This window comes from uncultured Helicobacter sp. (assembly GCF_947367035.1).
Taxonomy (GTDB): domain Bacteria; phylum Campylobacterota; class Campylobacteria; order Campylobacterales; family Helicobacteraceae; genus Helicobacter_D.
The window spans coordinates 1-22,727 of sequence record NZ_CANBCA010000025.1; the positions used below are offsets into that span (position 1 = coordinate 1).

Genomic DNA, 22,727 nt, shown 5'->3' on the forward strand with positions numbered 1-22,727 from the left:
TATATAATTACACAATACCACTTGGGTTAAGGATTGGAGTTTATAATTTTTTTGACAATCTTGCCTCTCCATTGCGCTTTCTTGCGCATTTATTTGCTGGAGAACCAAAAAATGCTATGGATGAACTAGGACGTTTCACGCTCAATTCCACTGCTGGGATTCTTGGAATCTTTGATGTTGCTTCACAAAATAGCTTATATTCTCACCGCAATGACTTTGGCATTACTTTTGGCAAATGGGGAATGAATGGTGGATTTCATATCGTTTTACCATTATTTGGACCTAGCAATTTACGTGATTGTTTAGCTATGCCACTCAATGCTTTAGCCTACCCTCCAAATTATCTGAATCCAACAGAAGCAGCAATTACCGCAGATGTGCTTGAAGCAGTAAATTATATGGCACGCCATAAAGCGACATTGGATTCTATGCGTCAAGATTCCTTAGACAATTATCTTTTGTTTCGTGATGCTTATGAGCAAAGGCGCACAGAACTTATCTTAGAAAACTAAAAGGACATTAATGAAACTTTCAAAACACTTCACAAAATTTTTGCTTATTTTCTCTCTAATTTCTTCTTTTGCTTATGGGCTAGAACTGGATAAAATTGAAAGCACAATGACACAAAATATCCAAAAAACTATGGATATTTTGCAAAAAAATTTTACAAATAATCCCAAAGATTCCACAATTTCAAATACTAAGATAGAACAAATTGCAAAAGAAATTTTTATGATGTTTGATTCCATATTTGATTACAATCTTATGGCACAACTTTCACTCTCCAAAGAATACAAGGCATTAACTCAAACACAAAAAGAAGAATATAATCAAGCGTTTGAGCAAAATCTTAAAAAAAGCTTCACAGATAAATTAAAACTCTACAAAGATGAAAAAATGGAAGTTCTTGGTGGAGAAAAATCCAAAAATAATCGCTATCATCTCAAGGCTTCTATGGTTTTAGATGGAAAGCTCAATTATATTGTCTTTAAATTTTACGACAATAAAGGAGATTGGAAAATTTATGATGTGGATATTTTAGGTATTAGTGTTATTCAAACTTATCGTTCTCAATTTAATGATATTTTAACAAACGCTGATTTTCAAACTCTACTCACTAAACTAAAAAGTGAAATCAGTTTTGAATCTACAAAACAATAGTTTTCTTTTGCGATTCTATCGTATGCTTTTGTGTGCGCCTAGAATTACGCTTACGCTTTGTTTAATTGCGTTTTTTGTTTTTGGCTTTTTTGCACTCAAACTTCCTATTGATGCAAGCTCTGATAGTTTAATCTTAGAAAATGATAAAGACTTTAAAACTTACGAGTCTATCATCAAAAATTACGCAACTCAAGATTTTTTAATCCTAGCTCTAAGCCCAAAGAGCGGGGATGTATTTGCTGAAGATTTCTTAAACATTTTACAAAATTTAATGAACGATTTAAAAATGATTCCACAAATAGATGGAGTCTTAAGCCTTTTAAATGCACCCTTGCTTAAAAGTGCGCCAAACTTTGATTTACAAGAATCCCTAAAATCTAATCTTACCTTGCTCTCCCCACAAACAGATTTTGAATTAGCAAAAAAAGAAATCCTAAATCACCCCTTTTATGCCCAAAACTTAATTTCTAAAGATTCCAAAACTGCTGGAATTTTAGTTTATCTCAAAAATAATCAGTATCTTGAACAATTAAGAGAGCTTAAAGATGCAGAGACAAACGAATTGCAAAGACAAAAGATTCAGAATCTCATTGAAAGGGAAAAAACAAAAGTTCAAGCACAAAATGATTTTACGATTGCTATACTTAAAAACTTACAAAACAAGTATGAGGGCTTACAAATCGGTGGAATTACGCTCATTGCAAGTGATATGATTGCTTATGTGAAATCTGATCTTATTACTTATGGCATAAGTTTAAGTGTTATTTTAGCTTTTATGCTTTGGATATTCTTTAGATATTTTAGATTCGTATTTCTTACACTTTTCATTTGCCTCTTTACTCTTGTAGTCAGTAGCGGAATTTTTGCCTTACTTGGTTATCAAATCACAGTGGTTTCCTCCAATTATGTTTCTTTGCTATTGATTATTAATGTCTCTTTAGTTGTGCATTTGATTGTAGCCTATTTAGAATTTTATTCTAAATTTCCTAAAGCCTCACAAAAAAACCTCCTTCTAGCTGTGCTTTTAACTAAGCAAATGCCAAGCCTTTTTGCAGCTTTTACTACAATCATCGGCTTTATTAGTCTCATTTACTCCAATATCTTGCCCATTATTCATCTAGGCGTTGTAATGAGTCTTGGCGTAAGCATTGCTCTACTCTTTACCTTTGTGTTATTTGCTAGTATTTTAGCCCTCTTTGATAAGCCCAAAAATATTACTAAACTCTCCACTAAAGGACAAAATTTCCTAAAATTTTGTGCAACTTTTGCAATCACTCAACCAAAATTGATTTACTTTACTGCAATCTTTTGTATTGTATTTAGCCTTTATGGAATCCAAAACTTAAGAGTTGAAAATAGTTTTGTTAATTATTTTAAGGATTCTAGTGAAATTAAACAAGGTTTATTAAAAATTGATAAAGATTTAGGTGGCACAGTGCCTTTAGAAATCCTTATAAACTTTCCAAATAAAACGCAACAGACTCAACAAACACTAGAAGATGATTTTGAAGTAGAATTCAATGCGTTAGAATCGCAAGACACTTATTGGTTTGATAGCCAAAAGCTAAGATTGGCAAGAATCGTGCATACCTATTTGGAAAATAATTCTTATACAGGTTCTATTTTAAGCCTATATAGTTTAGTGCGTATGGTAGAAGGATTTGGTATTAGTGCCGATGATTTTACGATAGCATTTCTTTATAAAAATGCACAAGATTCGCTTAAATCACAGATTTTTACACCTTATGCAAACATTGAACAGAACCAACTAAGATTCGTTCTTCGCACATTTGATTCTGATAGGAGCTTGAAACGGAATGAATTTATCACACAAATTACAAAAGATTTACAAAATATAGCAAAGAGAGAAAATGTAGAAATACAAATTAATGGTGCAATGGTTTTATATAATAATTTACTTCAAAATCTCATTGCTTCTCAAGTAGATACCCTAAGTTTTGTTGTTAGTATTATTTTCTTAGTTTTTTTATGGATTTTTAGAAGTTTAAAGCTTGCTTTTATTGCACTTTTAACCAATCTCATTCCGTTGGGGACTATTTTTGGAATCTTGGGGGTTAGTAAGATTCCATTAGACCTTATGGGCGTTACAATCGCAGCAATTTCACTTGGAATTGGTGTAGATGATGTGATTCACTATATTCATCGTTTTAAGGTTGAAATTAAAAATAATCCTATCCAAAAAGCAATCTTAAAATCTCACGATTCCATTGGAAGTGCAATGTATTATACAACTCTTATTATTGTTGTTGGATTTTGCACAATGATGAGCAGTAATTTTATCCCTACAATTTACTTTGGATTTTTAACAACTCTTGTGATGCTACTAATGCTACTTAGTGCGCTTCTCCTGCTTCCCGCATTGCTAAATAGCTTTTATAAAACTCATAAAAACTCATAAGATTCTATATTTAAAATGACATTATGATTGTATTTATCCCATTGCAAAGAATAAATGCAACCAATTTTTTGCCCTATATTTTTCCGTAAATCCTCATAAAACACTAGCGCATTACATTCACTATTGTTTTCTTGCAATTTTACATTACTATGTCCTGCTCCAAAACAATGCACATAAACAATCAAGGCTTCTGTATAGAACTTTGGCAAAGCATTCCCTGCCCCAAAAGGTTCGAATTTTTGGATTCTTTTAAACAATTCTACATTGACTAAATCTAAAGACAATCTACCTAGCACTCCTTTAAAATATATTTCTCGTGTCAAAGGAGTTTGCTCATATTGAAATTTCATTAATCTGTTTTTGAAATTTTCTAACTTTTCTAATTTCAAACTCAATCCTGCTGCTCCTGTATGTCCGCCAAAAGCCATCAAGCAATCTCTATTGGCTTTCAAGACTTGCATACAATCTACGCTTAAAGAGCGCATACTACCTTTTAAGATTCCATCTTTTAAGGTTAAAACAATGCTTGGCTTTAAAAAATTCTCACTTAATCGTGCGGCAATAATACCAATAATTCCTTCGTGCCATTTTTCATCAAACACCAAGATAAAAGGCAAATTCTGATAATCCTCTTGTGCCAAAAACATTGTTTTTGCCTCCTCATAAATAGTATTTTGTAAAGATTTGCGTTTGGAATTTAAGTCCAATAATCTCTTTAAATACTTTTTAGATTCCATAAAATTGCTTGCAACTAAAAAATTATAAGCTAAAAGGGCATTTTCCATCCTACCTGCACAATTTAATAAGGGAGCAATATAATAACCAATGAGCTGTGTGTCTAAATTATATTTTGAAAAATGCCCTTTTAATTGAATCAATGATACTCTTTGACTTTGGTGTAAAACTTCCAATCCTTTTTTAAGTAATACACGATTGATTCCACGCAGCGGCATTACATCACTCACAATTGCGAGAGCTAACAAATCCAAAAACTCTACCATTGACACTCTTATTTTCATCTCATCTTTAAGTGCAGCACATAAATACCAAGCAACACACGCTCCACAAATTTCAGGCTCTGGAAAATCATCAGAAAGCTTTGGATTGCAAATTAATGCTTCTGGCAAATTTTCTTGTGGCGTATGGTGGTCTGTGATGATAAGTTCAATGCCTTTTTCTTTGCAGATTTGCGCTGCTTCTATGGCATTAATTCCATTATCCACCGTGATAATCATCTCACAATTCAAACGCGAAATAACAGACAAAGACAATCCATATCCATCTACAAAGCGATTGGGAATCTCAATTTTCACAGGATAGCAAAGTTTTTTAAAAAATTCATAAAGGATTGCACAAGATACAATCCCATCTACATCATAATCGCCCACAATGACAATTTTTTTCTTTTGTTGAATAGCTTTAGCAACTCTTTTTGCAATCTGCGTTAAATCTTTAAGACATTCAGGGAGTGGCAAATCCTTAAGACTAACAATTGCATCTTCTTCAAAACGTTTTTTAAGTCTTGATTCTATTTCTAAAATATCAAGTAAATCTAAAGGCGGAATCAAAGAGAATCTTTAAGATTATGATTTTCATTGTAAATTAAAGATTGTTTAATAAATTCCAAAATTACCAAATTGGGTGATTGCAAGCGAGAAGTAAATTCTGGGTGAAACTGCACTGCTACAAACCAAGGATGATTTTCTAGTTCAATCGCCTCTATTAATCCATTGCTTTCCCCACTCACTAGCATACCCTTTGATTCCATCAAAGAGCGATATTTTGGATTTGCCTCGTAGCGATGTCTATGTCGCTCTTTAATGACTTTTTGCCCTTGATATGCAGTCTGCAACTTACTTTTTTCTTTTGTATTGCACTCATACTCTCCTAAACGCATTGTGCCACCCATTGGCGATGTATGTGTGCGGATTTGCTGTCTGCCTTGTTGGTCTATAAAGTTTTCAATCAAATAAATTACAGGTTCTTTTGTATTTGGATTAAACTCCATAGAATCCGCTTCATTAATCCTAAGCACATTACGACAAAATTCCACAATAGCCAATTGCATACCCAGACAAATCCCAAGAAATGGAATCTTATTATTCCTTGCAAACTCAATAGCTTTCATTTTTCCTACAATTCCGCGCTCACCAAAACCACCCGGCACGAGGATTCCATTGACATATTTTAAACTCTTCAAAGATTCTTCATTTTTTTCTAACTCTTCACTATCAATCCATTGGATATTAACTTTTGTATCCAAATTTGCCCCTGCGTGGATTAATGCTTCTGTGAGAGATTTATAAGATTCTTTTAAAGTTAAATATTTCCCTACAAAAGCAATTGTTACTTCATTTTGCGGTGCTAAAATTTGCTTGACTAACAAATCCCATTCTTTCATATCTGGCTTAAATTCTGGTAATTTTAAGAACCTAGCAATTGGAACTAAAACACCCTCTTTTAAAAAATTCAATGGCATTTGATAAATACTTTTAGCATCTTGTGCCATAATCACACAATCATAATCCACATCACAACTCATAGAAAGCTTATTTTTCAACTCCTTTGGTATCTCTTTTTCAGTGCGCGCAATGATAATTTGTGGTGTGATTCCAATTCTACGCAATTCTTGCACACTATGCTGTGTGGGTTTTGTCTTTAATTCACCTGCTACACGAATTAATGGAATCAAAGTAACGTGTAAGCTAATCACGCGCTCTATCCCATATTCGTGCTTCATTTCACGCATAGCTTCCAAGAAAGGTAACCCCTCAATATCCCCAACCGTTCCCCCTAACTCAACCACTAAAATTTCTTTATCCTCTCCAGCTAAAGAGATTCTACGTTTAATTTCATTAACAATATGGGGAATCACTTGAATCGTTTTACCCAAATATCCACCTTTACGCTCTCTATCAATCACGCTCAAATAAACTTGCCCTGTTGTAAAGTTATTTTTAGAAGAAAAATTCATATTTAAAAAACGTTCATAATGCCCTATATCCAAATCCGTCTCCGCTCCATCGTGTGTTACAAACACCTCGCCGTGCTCTAGCGGACTCATCGTTCCAGGATCTACATTAATATAGGGGTCAATTTTTAAGATTCCAACTTCAAAGCCAGAATTTTTTAACAAAGTTGCAATGGAAGATGAAGTGATTCCTTTACCCAACGAACTTAAAACACCGCCCGTTACAAAAATATATTTTGTGTCAAATTTAGACATTACAAACCCTTAAAAATTAAAAGCGTCATTATACTTTTTAGCAAGTTAATTTTTGCTTTTTAATTATCACGCTAAACACAAAAGATTCCATATTTCACACTCTTGCTACTTTTTTCAGATATAATATGTTTGCACACAAGTGTTATAAAATTTGTCTTGTTATTATTAATCTTGCCAACTAAGTCTTTGAAAAATAGATTCTGAAAAGCTAAAGACAATATGCTTATTTTTATAATTTGAAAGAGTAACGATACTTTTTATGAAGAATAATTTTACCGATAAGCTAAAACACTTTGCAAGAACTAGATAGTGTGAGAGAATCTCAAAAACATCTTGAAATCGCCTCTCTAACTTGCAACTTTGTTCATTTGCTTTAGCCACTTCGTATTTAAGTCTTTAGATTCTATATATTCAACGCCAAACCAACTTTTATCTTTATTGATTATCCCTTCCATTTATTAGTTCTAAAACACCTCAATCTTCAATATAATTTTTAAGTTTGCGTCCAACTTTTGGGTGTTTTAATTTTTTAATTGCACTAGATTCTATTTGTCGCACACGCTCACGTGTTACATTAAGCTCTTTGCCAATCTCCTCTAATGTGCGGTCAGATTCATCATCAAGCAATCCAAACCGCATACGAATGACTGCTTTTTCACGCTCATTGAGTTGATCTAGCACATCATCAATTTGACTTTTTAAATCTTCTTTTAAAATGTGATCCATTGGTCCAATAGAGTTTTTGTCCTCTACAAAATCACCAAACTTGCCATCTTCTCCATTGCCAATAGGCGCTTCTAAGCTAATAGGCTCTTTAGTAATCTTAATAACATTCTTTACCTTATCCACAGGCAATCCCACGCCTTCAGCAATTTTTTCTAAATCTGGTTCTTTACCCTCTTCTTGTAAAAATTTACGCATAATTTTATTGATACGATTAATTGTTTCAATCATATGGATTGGAATCCGAATTGTGCGTGCTTGGTCAGCAATTGCACGCGAAATAGCTTGACGAATCCACCAAGTCGCATAAGTAGAAAATTTATATCCTTTTTTATATTCAAACTTATCCACTGCTTTCATTAATCCGATATTTCCCTCTTGAATCAAATCTAAAAAAGGCAAGCCCCGATTAGTATAACGTTTAGCAATGCTCACGACAAGACGCAAATTAGATTTTGCCATTTTGGTTTTTGCTTTATCTGCAATATCTTTTCCGCGTTTAATTTGCTCTAAAATCTGCTTTAATTTCTCTGGCTCTAAATCAAAGCTTCCCTCGCTTGCTGCTTTGGTTTGGAATAGCTTTTTAATTTCCATATAGGTAGAAACCATTGTTGCTTCTGGCACAGCAGCAATCACATCTGCTTTGCTCATTTCTGTGATATTATCTAAGATTTTCTTATGATTTGTAAGCAAAATATCATTAAATAAAGGCAGACGATATTCTAAACGTTTTAATTCTTTTTCAAAACCTTCATCACTTTTAATGGTATTCTCCATTGCTTTTACTAACTCATTAATCAGTTTGCTTGTAGGTCCTAAATCTAATAATTTTTCTTTCAAAAGTTGCTTTTTATGTGCTAGGGTTAGTAGATATAGCATATCCTCGCAATTTTCATTATCTTTTTCTTGTTCCCAAGTTTTCAACCAATCTTTTTTGGCTTTTTCTAAGGCTTTAAAACTAATAAGCACTTTTTCTACACGTTTTTGATCTTTTTTGCTAATAGGTTTTTTGGATTCTTCTGTTTCATTATCTTCTTCCTCAACCTCTTCTAAGTCTTCCTCACTTTCTTCCTCTTCTTCATCATCAAAACTTTTAAAAAGCTCTTTAACGCGTCTTTCACGATTGATTAGAGCTTCCTTATAATCTAAAATAAAATCAATTAAATAAGGAACGGAACAAATTGCATCTAAAATAATATTTTCACCTAATTCAATGTTTTTACTAAGCTCTACTTCATCTTCACGCGTTAAAAGTGGAATCTGCCCCATTTCGCGCAAATACATTCGGACGGGGCTATCACTGCGACTCCATTCAAGCAATTCACGCTCTTTCATAAAATCAAATTCGTCTTCTAATTCTTCGTCTAAAAGACGTTTCTTATCCTCTTTGATTTTCCTTGCTTCATCTTGATTAAGAATTTTTGCAACTTCCGAAGCAGACATCAACTTTCTATTATATTTTTTTGCGAGTTCGCTTACTCTTTTAGCCTGCGCTGTAGTAGGAAGCTTACCTAAAACTTGAGCAATTTTTTCATAAGAAACATATTTAGATTCCTTTTGAAACAATTCATCTAATTGTTGATTAACGGTTCTTGCAGACATAAACAACTCCAAAAATAGATAAAATTTAAATTATTTTTAAGTTAATTGAAAAGTTTTGATTATAGCTAAAATTACTAAACTAAAACTTAAAATATTTTGCAAAACTTAATAACTTTAAAGGCGAAACTTCCAACATTCTTTAATTTCTTTTAAATATTTTTTGTTTATTTCGGCAATCAACAATTCCTCTCGGTCTCCTAGGCAATCTATTACTTCGCCATTAGGACAAACAAATAAAGAATCTCCATAGAAATTCCATAGAGTTTTAGTCGGAGTATCTTCATATTGACCAATTCTATTTGCTCGTAAAATATAGCAACTATTTAAAAATGCTCGCATCTTAATAATACTACGCCATCGCAAAGAAGAATCAAAGGTAGAAGCACTTGGCAATAAAACACAATCTACATTTTCATTTTTAAATTTCAACCAAAACTCATCAAAATGCAATTCATAGCCAAAAAGCACAGAAAATTTAAACCCTCCTACACTAAAAATAGGTGGGGTTTTAAGAATCTTTGGCAAGGTATTAGAAAAAAACTTTGCTTCATTCCAATGTTCATAAGGCATAAGTTTTTGCGCTCTGTAACGCAATGCTTTGCCTTTATTGATAATTAAAATTGTTTTATAAATCTTATGAGAAACGACTTCTAAAATGGGTGTTACAATGATAATTCCATATTTGGCAGAAAGTTGCAATAGATTTTCATTTTCCTTATTAATTTGTTCTAGCCATTGTGTTTTTTTGCCTTTTTTGGATTCCAAATTTTTAAAAAATGGATTGAGCAAATATTCTCCAAACAAAATTACTTTAGCCTTGGCTTCCACAGCAGCTTTGAGATAAGATTCTATCTCACTTTGACTTTTAGTATTTGAGAGTTGTAAAGCGGCAATTTTCATTGGTTTTCCTTTTTATATTGCATTTTAAGTTCATTGCATTGCAATTGTGCATTTTCTAGTATTTTTTGTGCTTTCTGTAAATTTTCCATACCTTCTTTATAAACTTCCAAGCATTCATTAAGTGCGATATCCTCCTTTTCTAATTTTTCCAAACATTGTGAAATGATACTCAAATAATCTTCAAAACTGGCTTCTTTTGTCTTTTGAATATTTTTTATGCTTTCTATTTTTTTCATTGCTGTCCTTGAGTTTGTGGTGCAATTTCACCCTCTAATAATCTTTTTGCATCTATACACAAATTTTTCCATAATGATTCTACTTGAACAGATTCACACTGGCTATAAGATTCTATTGCTGCGTTCTTATTGCCTAGTTTATCATTCAAATATCCTTGTAAATAATAAATCTGAATCTGCTCATTACCATTAGAAATATGTGTTTGTGCTTCTTTTAACAAATCTAAGGATTCTTGGAATTTACCCTCACGATTGAGAGATTCTACCATACCTAATTCAACCCAAGGAGAATATTCAAAACGTTTATGTTGTTTTTGAAGCGCTATTAATTTGTTTGCATAGACTTTAATTGCGGTGTCGTCTTTGTTGGAAAGTGCATTTTGTAAGATTTCTTTATAAACTTCAATCATTTTATTATCCTCTTTTAATTTGTCTTCTAAAATTGGAAGAATCTTGAAAGCCTCGTCATTTCTTCCTTGTTTGCTCAAAGACATAAACAATACCCAAGCACTATCATTATATGCTGGATTGCTTAACAAGCTTAAAGTATCCCTTGCTGCCAGAGCCGCTTTGGGGTAATCTTGCATTTCATACTGCACCCACGCCAAACGATAAATCCAATCTTCTTTCTCCATTGGCGTTTTAGCATTCTGTGATTCTATTTGGGCAATTTTTTGTGCCACACTATATTGTCCATTTTCCCGCAAACAATCCACAACTTGTAATCTTTCACGGCTATGTAATGGAATTTTCTCGCCATATAAACTACCATAATAAGCTACTTCTTTGCAATTTTCAGCTTTAAGGGAATTTCTAATTAATGCACTTAAGGCATCAAGCAAAATAGTATGATTTTCTCCCAATTCTTGTTCTAGTTCCTCTCTTATAGCAAAAATTTCTTGATAATTTCCTAGTTCATAAAGGGTTTGAGCCTTTTTCTCTAATGCTTTCTTCGCCTCTTCTTTGCCTTGATAATTTTGCAAGACATAATCATAATGTTCTAATCGTTTAGTTGCATTATCCTCATTATAGTTTAACAATAAACTATCATCTAAATTTTGAATCTCACGCCTCTCTGCATCACTTTCTGTTTCTTTTAAAAGGAGTTGGTAGTATTGATGAGCCTTTTTAAGATTCCCTGCTTTATCAAACCATATTGCTAGACTTTTAAGAAGTGGTAAATATAAAGGATTATCTTTATCCTCTAATGTTTCAAACATCACTTCGGCCACTTGTGATGGCACATCATAGATTCCAGAATCCGCCCAACCTTGAAGCATATTATAATATTTTGGAATATCTTTTAAAAAATAGTTTTTATTAGCATCCAAGACATTTTTAAGGTATTTTTCAGCTTCTACTTTATTGTCTGCCTTACGATAATAATCCCCTAGTAAAATAGATGCCAAAGAAGCAATATCCAAATCTGTTGTTTCATTTAAAGTGGATTCATACATTGTCAAAACAACTTTTCTATCTCCCCTAATATAAAGATTATCCCCATAATCAAGTCTAGCTAAAAGCTCATATTTATCGCCTTTATGTTCATTAAAAAGTCTATCATAGTAGTATTTCGCCTCTTCAAAAAAGTTCATTTTTGCATAAGTTTTTGCCAAAATAAATAAAGCTTGGGGGACGTGAATATCTGTCGGATAAGCCTCTAACCAAGCCTTAGCAAGCAACATTGTATCTTCATAGTTTTCCTCTTTGCCTAAGCCATCTAATGCGACAATTTTAAAATACAACACATCACGTTTAAAAATTGTATTAGGATAAAGTCCTAACATTTCATCTACTGCACTTAAGGCTTCAGTATAAGATTCCTCTGCAATTAAAAATTGTATGCGTAAAAAATAATCTTTATCTACTCCTACTTCATTGTTCATTGGACGCATTTGCACATCTAACACTCCAATTCTTGGTAAGTCATTTTTAAAAACGATAGGGAAATTTAACCCATTACTAGGCTGGTCATTTAAAAATGGAATTTTATTTTCATAACCTAGAATCTGCCAACGTTTGGATTTTTCATTATGTTCTTGTGGGATAGATTTTCCTGAAATAAGGCTAAATTCGGTATTATAGAGTTTAATTTTCTTACCACTTTTTGGTTTGATTTTGAGAAAAAATCCTTGCGCATTGTCCTCAAAATTTTCTGGAGAGATAGAGAAAAATAATGTCTCACTCCGTTGAAAACGAGATAATAAAGAAGAATCAAATTTACAGACAATTTCACTCACTTCCGATTCTCTATTATAAAATTCCATACAAGAAAAAGGTATATTGTTAAGCAAACTTAGCACAGCAAAATTACTATTTTCTTCTCTGCCACTATTAATATAAAATTCTAATCCAAAAATAGAATTTGCAATAAACAATACTAAAAATGCCCAGCGATTCTTACTTTTCATATCATTCCAAATTTTAAATATCAAATTATACTTTAACTTTGTTTGAAATTTACTTTTAGTCTCCTACTAGCCTGTAACAAATTCAAAATATGTGATTTCTGCTCGTGCCAAAATTCGCATAGGAGGTCCCCAAAACCCTGTGCCGCGATTCACATAAATCTGTGTTATGGGGCTATGTTGATATAAACCCGCTAGATAGGGTTGTTGTAACTTCACAAGAAATCGGAATGGAAAAATTTGTCCCCCGTGTGTATGCCCACTTAGTATCAAATCTACTTGATGATTTTCTTGAACTTCAAGGGCAAACTTAGGCTGATGTGCTAGCAAAATCAAAGGTTGAGATTTTACTCTATTTTTTAAGGCTTGTTCCAAATCTGGCTCCAAAACTCCAATCCTACGTCCAAACAAATCATACACTCCTGCTAGATTTAGTCTTGTTTGTTCATCTTTGATTAGTTGCACACATTCATTTTCTAATATACGGATTCCATTAAGCTTGAGAGTTTCAAACAAAGGCTGAATACTATGGAAATATTCGTGATTCCCTGCTATAAAATAAACTCCTAAAGGTGCATTGAGCTTGGCAAGTTCAACAATGGCTTGTGACACTTTTGTTACTTCTGCATCTATAATATCCCCTGTTAGCACTATAAAATCCGGCTTTAACGCATTAGCTTGTTGCACGATTTGACGCACAACATTTTCTTCAATCAATCCACCAATATGTAAATCACTGATTTGCACTGCACTTATAGGGTTTTTTAGATTCTTTAATGGAATCTTGACTCTCTCTATTTTAGGTTGTAATCTACCTTCTATTAACCCAATTCCAAAATACCCTAGTGCGAAGACTCCACTTGTAAGATTTAAAGCATTCTGGAAAAACCCCCTACGTTTTTTAGAAAACTTCGGAAATAACAAAAATAAAAGCCACAAAATTCCCTTTAATATTTGATAAATGAGCATTACTACAAATAACACAAACCCTACTCCAATGGATAAGGAAACCAAAAAATACAAACTTTGTGGAAAATCTACAAAATAACGTGCTAGAAAATAACTCACTACACCTAAAAAATTAAAAAGCAAGAAATACTTAAACACCAAACGAGGAATCTTTGGCTGAATTATTTGCTTAATAAAGAAAAAATAAATACTTAAATGAAACATTAAAAACACTATTAATGCCAAAATTGGAAAAAAAAATTTCAATACTAACTCCTCTTTGAAGTCATCGCATAAAAATTAATATTTATTTACGTGTCAAAAGCCATAGAAGTAATAAGATTTGCAAACTACAAATCAAAAGTACACTATAAAAAAGAATCCGCAAATAAAATTGTGATTCTTTAATAATATTTTGTGCGTAAAATTGATGACTAAGCGTTGCAAGCTCAAGACTTGCAAGCAATCCATTATCCTCTTCTAGTTGATGTAAAAGCTCTTGATTAGCGCGCAAAATATCTTGTGTAGATTGCAAAAAAAATATTTTGTTAGCATTATTTAAAAATTCTTCCATTTTAAAATTCAAATTTCCACCGCCAAAATATATTTCATCTAATGTAGAATGTTTTTCACTGCCTACAATCGTAGAAATTACAAAATTTTGTAAAATCAAATGGATAGAATTTAATTGATGAATACAACTGCGAAGCTCCGTTAAACTCTCTGGATTGTTACGATTTAAAATATGATTTGTAACAATAATTTGTGATAAAAAAACGATTCTTTGGGCAAGCAAACGTTGTTTTCCGCTAATATTCACATAATAAAGCAGTGTATCTTGTTTTTGTAATCCTGCCTTGCTCTTTTGTGTATAAAAGGCAATTTCAATGCACAAGAAAACACACAAGAACAATTCTAAAATTATAATTTTTTTCTCTTTGAAAATTTGCAATGTTTTGCCTTTAAATTATTTATGTATTGTATCAATCTTGTCAAAAATTAGCAATAAATTGTGTTAAAATTAGCTTTCTAATTCATTAATTTTAAGGAGTGTCTATGAGTGTCTATGGAATCTTTAAAGCATTAAATCACAAAACTTTAATACAAAAAGGTTGCTTTTTAACCCTAAGCGCATTACTTTTAAGTGGGTGTGCGAAAAAGTTTGATGATTTATCCAATACGCGCGTTTTAAAAACCTGTCAAACTCCTATCACAACTTATAACCTCATCAGTGTAAAAAGTGGAGATTATAATGACTTAACACTCGCCAATACAGAGGTGCAGCAAATGGTAGAAAAATCACTTGCACAAAGTGGTTGTTTTACTCCATATTCTGAAGCAGAAACTAACAATGCATACTATTTGCTAGAAGTGATTTTTGGCAATATTAATGTCAAAAATAAAGAAGGGGGCTTTTTAAGCTCCACAACAAGCGACCAAGCAATTTTTGAAGTGCAACTTAGCTTTAGCAAACCAGATGAAGTCCAAATCTTTCGTGGAAAGGCGAGTATTCAAAACAAAAATAGCCAATATTTGGTAATTTTTGGCGATGATTCTAGACTAAATCCCAATCAAATTCAAATTACACTCCAAAATGCAGTCAATTCTGCTATCAATGAGGCAATCCGCAATCTCAATCAAGTCCAAAAGACAAAATCAAATTACAATTATTAAAATCTCTTAAATTTAAGTCCTTTGTGGCTTAAACTGCGCCAGGAAGCTAGGAATTCTTTAGAAAAAAGTATTCCTTAAGCTTTTTAGACTCATCACAACCTTTCTTTTGCAATTTTTTTTGCAAGCGTTAAAGCTTGTGGAATCTTTTCTAAATCTTTACCTCCAGCAGTAGCGAAGTCATCACGTCCTCCACCATTGCCACCTAGAAGTTGGGCAATTTCTTTAACCCAAGAACCAGCTTTTAAATTAACACCTTTTACACCTGCTGTAATTCCTATCTTACCCTTTTTAATATCAGTTGTGAGTAGTAGAATTGCGACTTTTTCATTCTCATTTTTTGCATTATCTACAATGATTTTTGCTTCACTTAGCTCTGTATCTTTTAGATCTAAGATAATAAGTTTTGCTCCATTTACCGTTTCAGATTCTATTCCTTTAATAACACTTGCTCCCTTATTTACTTTATTTTTCATCTCACGCACTTGTTCTTTTAGCTTTTGTATGCCTTGCAATAAATTTTGTGCTTTTAAACTCTCTTTTGCACTCTCCACATTCATTAGTGCATTTTTACCCCATTCATACGCTGCTTTACCACATACTGCCTCAATTCTGCGCACACCGCTACTGACACCTGATTCTTTTATAATATAAAAACTTCCAATAAAGGCGGTATTTGGCACGTGGATTCCACCACATAACTCAATAGAATCCCCAAAGCTGATCACCCTTACCTCATTTCCATATTTCTCCCCAAAAAGTGCAATAGCACCTTTTGCCTTTGCACTTTGTATGTCCATTTGCTCACAAATTTGCGGATTAGCACTCAAGATTTGCGCATTAACCTTTTGCTCAATCTTCTCTATTTGTTCATAACTTAACGCGCTTGGGTGGCTAAAGTCAAAGCGCAGACGATTCTCCTCTACTAAACTACCTGCTTGTGCGATATGTTCTCCTAGAATTTCACGCAAGGCTTTATGCAATAAGTGTGTTGCGCTATGATGTTTAGCAATTTCTAAACGAGCAGAATCCACTACCGCTAAGACACCCTCTTGAAGTCTCAAATCTTGAATTGCTTTGACTTGACTGATATTTAAGCCAAAATATTTTTTAGTATCTATGACTTCTGCGATTTTATCTTGATTATGTAACAAGATCCCTTTGTCGCCCACAGGTCCTCCTGATTCTGGATAAAAGGGAGTTTTATCTAGCATTACAAAACCATTTTTACTCTTTTTAATCCCCTCTACTCGTTGTAAATTCTCATCTAAAAGTGCTAAGATTCTGCCTTGTGATTTCATTGTTTCATAGCCCACAAATTCATTCAATCCAAATTCACTTAATAGCAATTTGAAATCGCCTTCTTTTGCGCTATCTCCACTGCCTTTCCAATTTGCTTTTGCTTGTTCCTTTTGTGCTTTCATACAGACTTCAAAACTATCCACATCTACACCAAAGCCATTTTCACGCAACATATCTTGTGTTAAATCAAGAGGAAACCCATAAGTATCATAGAGTCTAAATGCCAACTCACCGCTGAAGAGTTGGTTAGGTTTTTCATTTTTTAATTTTTCTAATTCTTTATTAAAAAGATTCATTCCGTTTTCAATGGTTTCAAAGAATCTTAACTCCTCTGCTTTACATTGCGCTACAATAACTTGTTGTTTGTCAAGCAAATAATGATAATGTACGCCCATATTTTCACATACACTTTGCACAACTTGATATACAAAAGGCTCTCTAAGCCCCAACAAGTAGCCGTGCCTAATGGCTCTGCGCAGGATTCTGCGCAATACATATCCCCTGCCCTCTTTATCAAAATTCACACCTTGCGCAAGTAAAAACGCTACACTTCTAGCGTGGTCTGCTATCACGCGAAAACTTGCTCCGCTCTCATAGAAATAAGTTTGCTTTGTAATCTCCTCTACTTTGGAAATTAGTGGCATAAAAAGAGAAGAATCAAAATTGCTTCGCTTACCTTCTAAAAGTGACACTACACGTTCTAACCCCATACCTGTATCAATACTAGGTTTTGGCAAAGGTTTGAGATTCCCTTTTTTGTCGCGCTCAAACTGCATAAAAACGAGATTCCAAATCTCTAAAAATCTATCACCCTCACCACCAAAATAGTCCTCTGGTCCGTTAAAAAACTCTGCACCTTGATCTACAAAAATCTCACTACAAGGACCGCAAGGTCCCACGTCGCCCATTTGCCAAAAATTATCTTTATCTCCCATTTTTTTAATTCGTTCTGGATTAATATGAGTACTCCATAACTTGTAAGCTTCCTCATCTTCTTGATGCACCGTTACATAGAGGACGCTTTTATCAAACTTCAAAACCTCCGTAACAAACTCCCAAGCATAAGCAATCGCCTCTTTTTTGAAATATGCTCCAAAGCTAAAATTTCCTAGCATTTCAAAAAGCGTGTGATGTCGTGCAGTATAACCAACATTTTCTAAATCATTATGCTTACCACCTGCACGAATACAAGTTTGCGCACTTGTTGCAATGTTTGGAGAGGGGATTGGGATTTTACCTGTGAAAATATCTTTAAATTGCACCATACCAGCATTTGTAAATAATAAAGTGGGGTCATCAGGCACTAAAGGCATAGAATCATAAATTTTATGTCCTTTACTCGCAAAATATTCTAAAAATAAGGCTCTAATATCTCTTGTTTTCATTCATTTAACCTCAAATTTTTGGCAAATTCTACTTTTTTTCAATTAAAATCCCGCTTTAGGAAGTTTTATAAATTCAGGAAAATCATAAGTGAAAAATTGCAAGTTATAGAATCCAAATAAGATTCTATACTTTAGCTAAACTAATTACGTTTAAGCTGAATTGCTTCTTGCATAAGTTGATCCGCAGTTGTAATAGACTTTGCACTCATCTGATACCCTCTTTGATAAATAATTAAATCGGTCAAGGCTGTTCCGGTATCTGCATTACTTGTTTCTAACATATGATCTAATACTTTACCAAATTTCAAGCCCGCTAATCCATCTTCTGCCCAAGCAAGCAATGGAGGACCACTTACAACCGCGGTTTCCCCATTAATCGTGCGTGCATTCATCTGAAACAGATTGCCCCCCACTTTACTAAGTCCTTGGTCATTAACAAATGCGGCAAGTCCAAAGCGTCCAATTGGCTCTATTTTACCATTTGTAAAATTTACCATAATAATGCCATTATCATCAATAACAATATCTTTCATTGTCCCCTCTTCCGTGCCATCTTGTGAAACAGATTTCACATCAGAATCTGCATAAGCAAAATTACTTGAAGTTTTGCCATCTGCGGATTGTGCTAGATTGACACTTATACTGCCACCATTAAAAGGCACTTCAAAGACCTCAACATTTGCACTGCCATCATCATTGAATGTCATTTCATTGATTACGGGATTTTCGCTAATCATCACTTTTCCCGCACTATCATAGATACTGCTTCGCACTTCCCAACGTTCTAATACTTCTGGAGTTACACTTCGGTCTGCTTGTTCTACTAAAATATATTGGGTTTTTAAAATAAATTTTTCACCTGAATCGCTATAAATCTCTGTGTTAGTTTCATAAGTAGGCACTTGAAGCTGTGTGCTACTGATGCTTGCAACACTTAAAATACTCCAACCCATTGTATCTTCCAATGGATTTGTATTGCCTGCCCCATTAGTTTTGCGATAAAGGATTCCATTATAGCTAACAATAGAATCTTGCGGGTAAGTTGAACCCTCTACATATTCTCCTACCTCTCCTAAAACTGCATTGGCAACTTCTTCCCAATTAGCTGGGTCTTCTCCAGGCGAAGCAATTATAGTCTCTCCTGTGATTGGATTGACTATTTCTGCAACATTCCCTGCATCTGTTAGCTTTCTATAGACTTTACCTTCGCTAACAATAAGTGTGTCTTTTTCATATTTTTTTGCCTCACCTTCTTGATAAATCGACACACCACTACTATCTACGAGTGTCCAACCATCAGGATTATCCAAAGGATTTCCATTTGCGATTCCATCTCCATTTTTTTGAAAAATCATTCCATTATATTTCACATAGTCTTGATTCTGATATGCTGTATTATTGGCAAAATTTTTAATCACTCCGCCAAAAGCAGATTCCAAGTTATTATTGCTAGACTTTAATCCCAATTTATCTGCTAACTTGCCATTAATACTAACCTTTACATCCTGCATACCGCCATTACTAAGATATAAAGAACAATCACTAGGATTTCCTTCACTATCAAGCTTTAAACCCAAATTTAAACCGGTTTGCTCTTTGATAAGATTCATTAATTCACCTACTGTTTTAAAGCCATTTTCTGCTCCACCATAAGTAAAAGTGTATTTTGTCGTAACTCCTCCTCTTTCAAGGCTTATATTAATATCTTTATAATTTTTAGGATCTAGTAACTCTCCTTTAGCGTTCATTAGCGCATTTAAGTCTTGAGTAAGGAATTTATCCATACTAAAGGCACCTGTTTCATCTTGTATCATTCCAATTCCTTTTGGATTTTGGGTGCGATTGAGATTAATAGACAATCCTACCTCTGTAGTAAGGGTTGGCTTATAAGTTAGGTTTTTAGGAATCTGTAAGGGTTGCAAATTAGAACCCGCTAACCCTTCATAGTCTGCTTGCGGGTTATTTGTGCCTGTCATTGTTCCATCAGCTGCAATTTTTCCTAAGTTAATGCCATACATATAATAACCACTAGAATTTACCAAATACCCCTCGCCATCTAAACTAAAGGAGCCATCACGTGTAAAGTAATTTTGTTGTGTTCCATTATAAACTGGTGCTTTAATATCAAAAGCACCAGTTTTGTTAAGCCCAACAACAAACCAACCTTTGCCACTATAAGCAACATTAAAGTCTCCCTCTGCACTAACATAAGTCCCATCATTTGCATTGATAGCATTAGAGCCTATGGTAGAACCATAGTTGTAATCATTAGAAATTGGGGAATTGGCATTAACATAATCCATACTTGTTGCAAAAAGACTTTTAAACTCTGGTAAATTTGCGCGATAGCCCACTGTATTAACATTTGCGATATTATTAGAAGTGGAATCAATCCCAAATTGATGGGTTCTAATTCCACTAATTCCATTATAAAATGCACCGACCATTAGAAATCCTTTCCATCATTTTAGTGATTAACTTTTAGGTTGAAAAGTATGTGCGTAAGTAATTGGAATTACCATTTCACCAAGTTTCAAATAAGGCACACCTTTGTCATAGAGCACACTTTGCACCTCACCACGTCCAAGTTCTGTGCTTAAATATTTGTTAGTTGTTGAATCCAAGTTATATTCTGCACTAATCGTATAATCCCCAGCTTTTACATAGCTACCGCCACTATCCTTTGTATCCCATTCAAAATCAATCCAACCACTTTGCCCATCATAATCTTTAAGACTGATTTCTTTAACAATTGTTTTTTCTTCAGATTCTTTTCCATCTGAACCTGTGGTAACCTTTTTTGTAACAATAGTAATCTTTGGATCACCTTTACTTGCATCAATAGGTTCGTCAAAGTAAAGGCTAAATTTTGTTTTCTCGTTCTTCTCAAGTGTGATTGTATTTAAACCTGTCTCTGCAATTTTTCCTATTACACCAATCGCATTATAACCACTTAAAATATTACTATCTTGAATGCTATCAGAGAGTAAGCCTAAAGATTCTAGCATTTTCTTTTGGGATTCTATCATTTTCTCTTGTGCTTCAATAGTTTTTTCGTTTGTTTCTTGCATAGATTCCATTGCACTTGTCATTTTTTCCATTGCGGCTTTCATTTTCTCCTGTGCTTCCACTTGTGTTAGTTGCGCAGTTTGAGTTAGAATCTCTTGTGTTTCCATTGGAGCGGTTGGGTCTTGGTTTTTAAGCTGCTCTAAGAATAGCCTCATAAATGCCTCATTAGAAAGTGAATTTCCTCCTGTCGTACTTTCATCTCCAGGAATAGGATTATCATCTAATGCTCCTTTTTTCTTTTCCTCTGTTTTTTCTATATTATTTGTATTACTTGTGGTTCTTGGTTGTTGATAACTTCCTTGTGTCGCTGTTGTTGTTGCTGTTGACATTGTTTGCTCCTTAAGCATAATATGAAAAGTTAATCTCCACTAATGCCACTTTGGCGTAAGGATTATTGACTTCTTGGTAAATGTGTAAGCTATTTTCGTTCCAACTTTGAGTATTTTTTGAATTTTCATTAAAATCTTGCTCTAAATTTTGTTCTTGCTTGGAGGGATTTCTTTGATTTTGTCCTCCAAAACCTCCTTGTTCTCCGCCACTAGACCCGCTAAAATCCCCACCACCTAAACTATTTCCTGTGTTATCTTTAAAATCCAAATTTATATCATTGAATCCTAAATTACTTAAGCTGTTTTTAAATTCCTGTGCATTTTGCATAAAAAGCTGCAAAGCGTTTTGATTAGAACTAATTTGCACAGAAATATTATCTCCCCTTTTTACAATCGTAAGCTCCACACTTCCTAGCTTTTCTGGATTAAGTTCTAAGGATAATTTCGTAACAGGGGGGCGATAGTTTTGCAATGCTTCTCTTAATTTATCACTAAAATGTAAAAAAGTATTTTGCGCACTGAAGCGGTTTTCCACCTGTGCTTGTGTGCTAGATTGATAAATTTCTTGATTTACCTTTGCCTTTTTCTCTGTATTCTCCTTAATTCCCTCTTGTGTAACTTCTTTAAATGTTTCCTTTGAGGACTGCATAGGCTTTTCTGTGGTTTTTAACAAATTATCCAAGAAAATATCTTGCTGCTTCATTTCTTGCCTAATGCTCTCCTCTCTTAAGAAGCTAAAGCTATTGGAATTCTTTGTTATAGATTCTTTGAGATTCCTAATATTTCGTTTATCTTCTTTTTCTTCTTTAATAAAAGAATCTTTGATTTCCTTTTTCTCTTTAAAAGAAAAAGGATTTTGCATAGAAGCTTGAGCTACTCTTGATTGATTGGTTGTTTTTTGGCTTTGAGATTCTTTATTCAATGTCTCTTTACTTGTTTTTTGTTGCTCTACATTTTCGTGTAACTTCTCCTCTTTTTGTAGAGAATCCTTAAAAGATTCTTGCTTGATTGGCTCTTGTGTAGCTTTATTTTGTGGAGATTCTGCTTTGGCAAATTTTTCCTTAAAAGGATTTTCTATTTTTTCTTGTGAGTTTTTCGCAGACACTTCTTGATTTAAAGTCTTTTTGCTAGAAACATTGTTTTCTTTACTTTGGGATTCCATAGATTTAACTTCCTTAGAATCCTTAATTGCTTTTTCCTCTTTTTTCTCAACTTGAGCTTTAGAAATAGAATCTTGGCTTGTTAGTTTTAGCTCTTTAGAATCTGTTGTTTTAGTTAGACTTTCTTTGAGGGTTTTGCTAGAAACATTGTTTTCTTTACTTTGGGATTCCATAGATTTAACTTCCTT

At 33.6% G+C, this 22,727-nt stretch carries 16 protein-coding genes; 4 read left to right on the plus strand and 12 right to left on the minus strand.

Annotated elements, in window-relative coordinates; all coding sequences use genetic code 11:
* The 3 genes from Q0Y61_RS07730 to Q0Y61_RS07740 all read left to right on the plus strand — a co-directional run.
* Positions 1–512, plus strand: a 512-nt coding sequence (locus Q0Y61_RS07730; protein WP_297813952.1) for a VacJ family lipoprotein, incomplete at its 5' end; no start/stop codon positions are given.
* A gap of 10 nt (positions 513–522) precedes the next feature.
* A complete protein-coding gene (locus tag Q0Y61_RS07735; protein ID WP_297813955.1) occupies positions 523–1,161 on the plus strand; it encodes an ABC transporter substrate-binding protein in 639 nt (212 codons plus the stop codon).
* On the plus strand, positions 1,130–3,580 hold the full coding sequence (locus Q0Y61_RS07740; RefSeq protein WP_297813958.1) for an MMPL family transporter: 2,451 nt from the start codon (positions 1,130–1,132) through the stop codon (positions 3,578–3,580). The genes Q0Y61_RS07735 and Q0Y61_RS07740 overlap by 32 nt, the downstream gene beginning before the upstream one ends.
* On the opposite strand, the gene recJ is transcribed toward Q0Y61_RS07740, so the two are convergent.
* From recJ to Q0Y61_RS07780, 8 genes are all read right to left on the minus strand, one after another.
* A complete protein-coding gene (recJ, locus tag Q0Y61_RS07745; RefSeq protein ID WP_297813962.1) occupies positions 3,565–5,148 on the minus strand; it encodes a single-stranded-DNA-specific exonuclease RecJ in 1,584 nt (527 codons plus the stop codon). The two genes, Q0Y61_RS07740 and recJ, sit on opposite strands and share 16 nt — an antisense overlap.
* Positions 5,145–6,806, minus strand: coding sequence for a CTP synthase (locus Q0Y61_RS07750; protein ID WP_297813965.1), 1,662 nt, complete (start codon positions 6,804–6,806; stop codon positions 5,145–5,147). The genes recJ and Q0Y61_RS07750 overlap by 4 nt, the downstream gene beginning before the upstream one ends.
* 474 nt (positions 6,807–7,280) lie before the next feature.
* A complete protein-coding gene (rpoD, locus tag Q0Y61_RS07755; protein WP_297813968.1) occupies positions 7,281–9,131 on the minus strand; it encodes an RNA polymerase sigma factor RpoD in 1,851 nt (616 codons plus the stop codon).
* 114 nt (positions 9,132–9,245) lie between these two features.
* The gene (locus tag Q0Y61_RS07760; protein ID WP_297813971.1) at positions 9,246–10,031 is read right to left on the minus strand and encodes a carbon-nitrogen hydrolase family protein; all 786 of its coding nucleotides are present in this window, start codon (positions 10,029–10,031) and stop codon (positions 9,246–9,248) included.
* Entirely contained in the window at positions 10,028–10,267 is a 240-nt protein-coding gene (locus tag Q0Y61_RS07765; protein ID WP_297813974.1) for an exodeoxyribonuclease VII small subunit, read from the minus strand. The genes Q0Y61_RS07760 and Q0Y61_RS07765 overlap by 4 nt, the downstream gene beginning before the upstream one ends.
* On the minus strand, positions 10,264–12,678 hold the full coding sequence (locus Q0Y61_RS07770; protein ID WP_297813977.1) for a flagellar functional protein: 2,415 nt from the start codon (positions 12,676–12,678) through the stop codon (positions 10,264–10,266). The genes Q0Y61_RS07765 and Q0Y61_RS07770 overlap by 4 nt, the downstream gene beginning before the upstream one ends.
* A 66-nt stretch (positions 12,679–12,744) precedes the next feature.
* Entirely contained in the window at positions 12,745–13,890 is a 1,146-nt protein-coding gene (locus tag Q0Y61_RS07775; protein WP_297813980.1) for a metallophosphoesterase, read from the minus strand.
* Positions 13,891–13,930: 40 nt separating this feature from the next.
* The gene (locus Q0Y61_RS07780; RefSeq protein ID WP_297813983.1) at positions 13,931–14,575 is read right to left on the minus strand and encodes a hypothetical protein; all 645 of its coding nucleotides are present in this window, start codon (positions 14,573–14,575) and stop codon (positions 13,931–13,933) included.
* Positions 14,576–14,679: 104 nt separating this feature from the next.
* Here Q0Y61_RS07780 and Q0Y61_RS07785 point away from each other — a divergent pair, with 104 nt between their 5' ends.
* The gene (locus Q0Y61_RS07785) at positions 14,680–15,297 is read left to right on the plus strand and encodes a hypothetical protein (RefSeq protein WP_297813985.1); all 618 of its coding nucleotides are present in this window, start codon (positions 14,680–14,682) and stop codon (positions 15,295–15,297) included.
* A gap of 92 nt (positions 15,298–15,389) precedes the next feature.
* Here Q0Y61_RS07785 and alaS read toward each other — a convergent pair whose 3' ends face one another.
* The 4 genes from alaS to Q0Y61_RS07805 all read right to left on the minus strand — a co-directional run.
* Positions 15,390–17,981, minus strand: a complete 2,592-nt coding sequence (gene alaS, locus Q0Y61_RS07790; protein WP_297813987.1) for an alanine--tRNA ligase — start codon at positions 17,979–17,981, stop codon at positions 15,390–15,392.
* 140 nt (positions 17,982–18,121) lie between these two features.
* The gene (locus Q0Y61_RS07795; RefSeq protein ID WP_297813990.1) at positions 18,122–20,428 is read right to left on the minus strand and encodes a flagellar hook-basal body complex protein; all 2,307 of its coding nucleotides are present in this window, start codon (positions 20,426–20,428) and stop codon (positions 18,122–18,124) included.
* 27 nt (positions 20,429–20,455) lie between these two features.
* A complete protein-coding gene (gene flgD, locus Q0Y61_RS07800) occupies positions 20,456–21,379 on the minus strand; it encodes a flagellar hook assembly protein FlgD (protein ID WP_297813993.1) in 924 nt (307 codons plus the stop codon).
* A gap of 10 nt (positions 21,380–21,389) precedes the next feature.
* Positions 21,390–22,727: flagellar hook-length control protein FliK (locus Q0Y61_RS07805; protein ID WP_297813995.1), on the minus strand; the 1,338-nt coding region annotated here is incomplete at its 5' end.

Bases quoted from the DNA above. Each gene is read 5' to 3' on its own strand.
- Q0Y61_RS07735 (WP_297813955.1), top strand. From the start codon at position 523: ATGAAACTTTCAAAACACTTCACAAAATTTTTGCTTATTTTCTCTCTA.
- Q0Y61_RS07750 (WP_297813965.1), bottom strand. From the start codon at position 6,806: ATGTCTAAATTTGACACAAAATATATTTTTGTAACGGGCGGTGTTTTA.
- rpoD (WP_297813968.1), bottom strand. From the start codon at position 9,131: ATGTCTGCAAGAACCGTTAATCAACAATTAGATGAATTGTTTCAAAAG.
- Q0Y61_RS07760 (WP_297813971.1), bottom strand. From the start codon at position 10,031: ATGAAAATTGCCGCTTTACAACTCTCAAATACTAAAAGTCAAAGTGAG.
- Q0Y61_RS07765 (WP_297813974.1), bottom strand. From the start codon at position 10,267: ATGAAAAAAATAGAAAGCATAAAAAATATTCAAAAGACAAAAGAAGCC.
- Q0Y61_RS07770 (WP_297813977.1), bottom strand. From the start codon at position 12,678: ATGAAAAGTAAGAATCGCTGGGCATTTTTAGTATTGTTTATTGCAAAT.
- Q0Y61_RS07785 (WP_297813985.1), top strand. From the start codon at position 14,680: ATGAGTGTCTATGGAATCTTTAAAGCATTAAATCACAAAACTTTAATA.
- alaS (WP_297813987.1), bottom strand. From the start codon at position 17,981: ATGAAAACAAGAGATATTAGAGCCTTATTTTTAGAATATTTTGCGAGT.
- Q0Y61_RS07795 (WP_297813990.1), bottom strand. From the start codon at position 20,428: ATGGTCGGTGCATTTTATAATGGAATTAGTGGAATTAGAACCCATCAA.
- flgD (WP_297813993.1), bottom strand. From the start codon at position 21,379: ATGTCAACAGCAACAACAACAGCGACACAAGGAAGTTATCAACAACCA.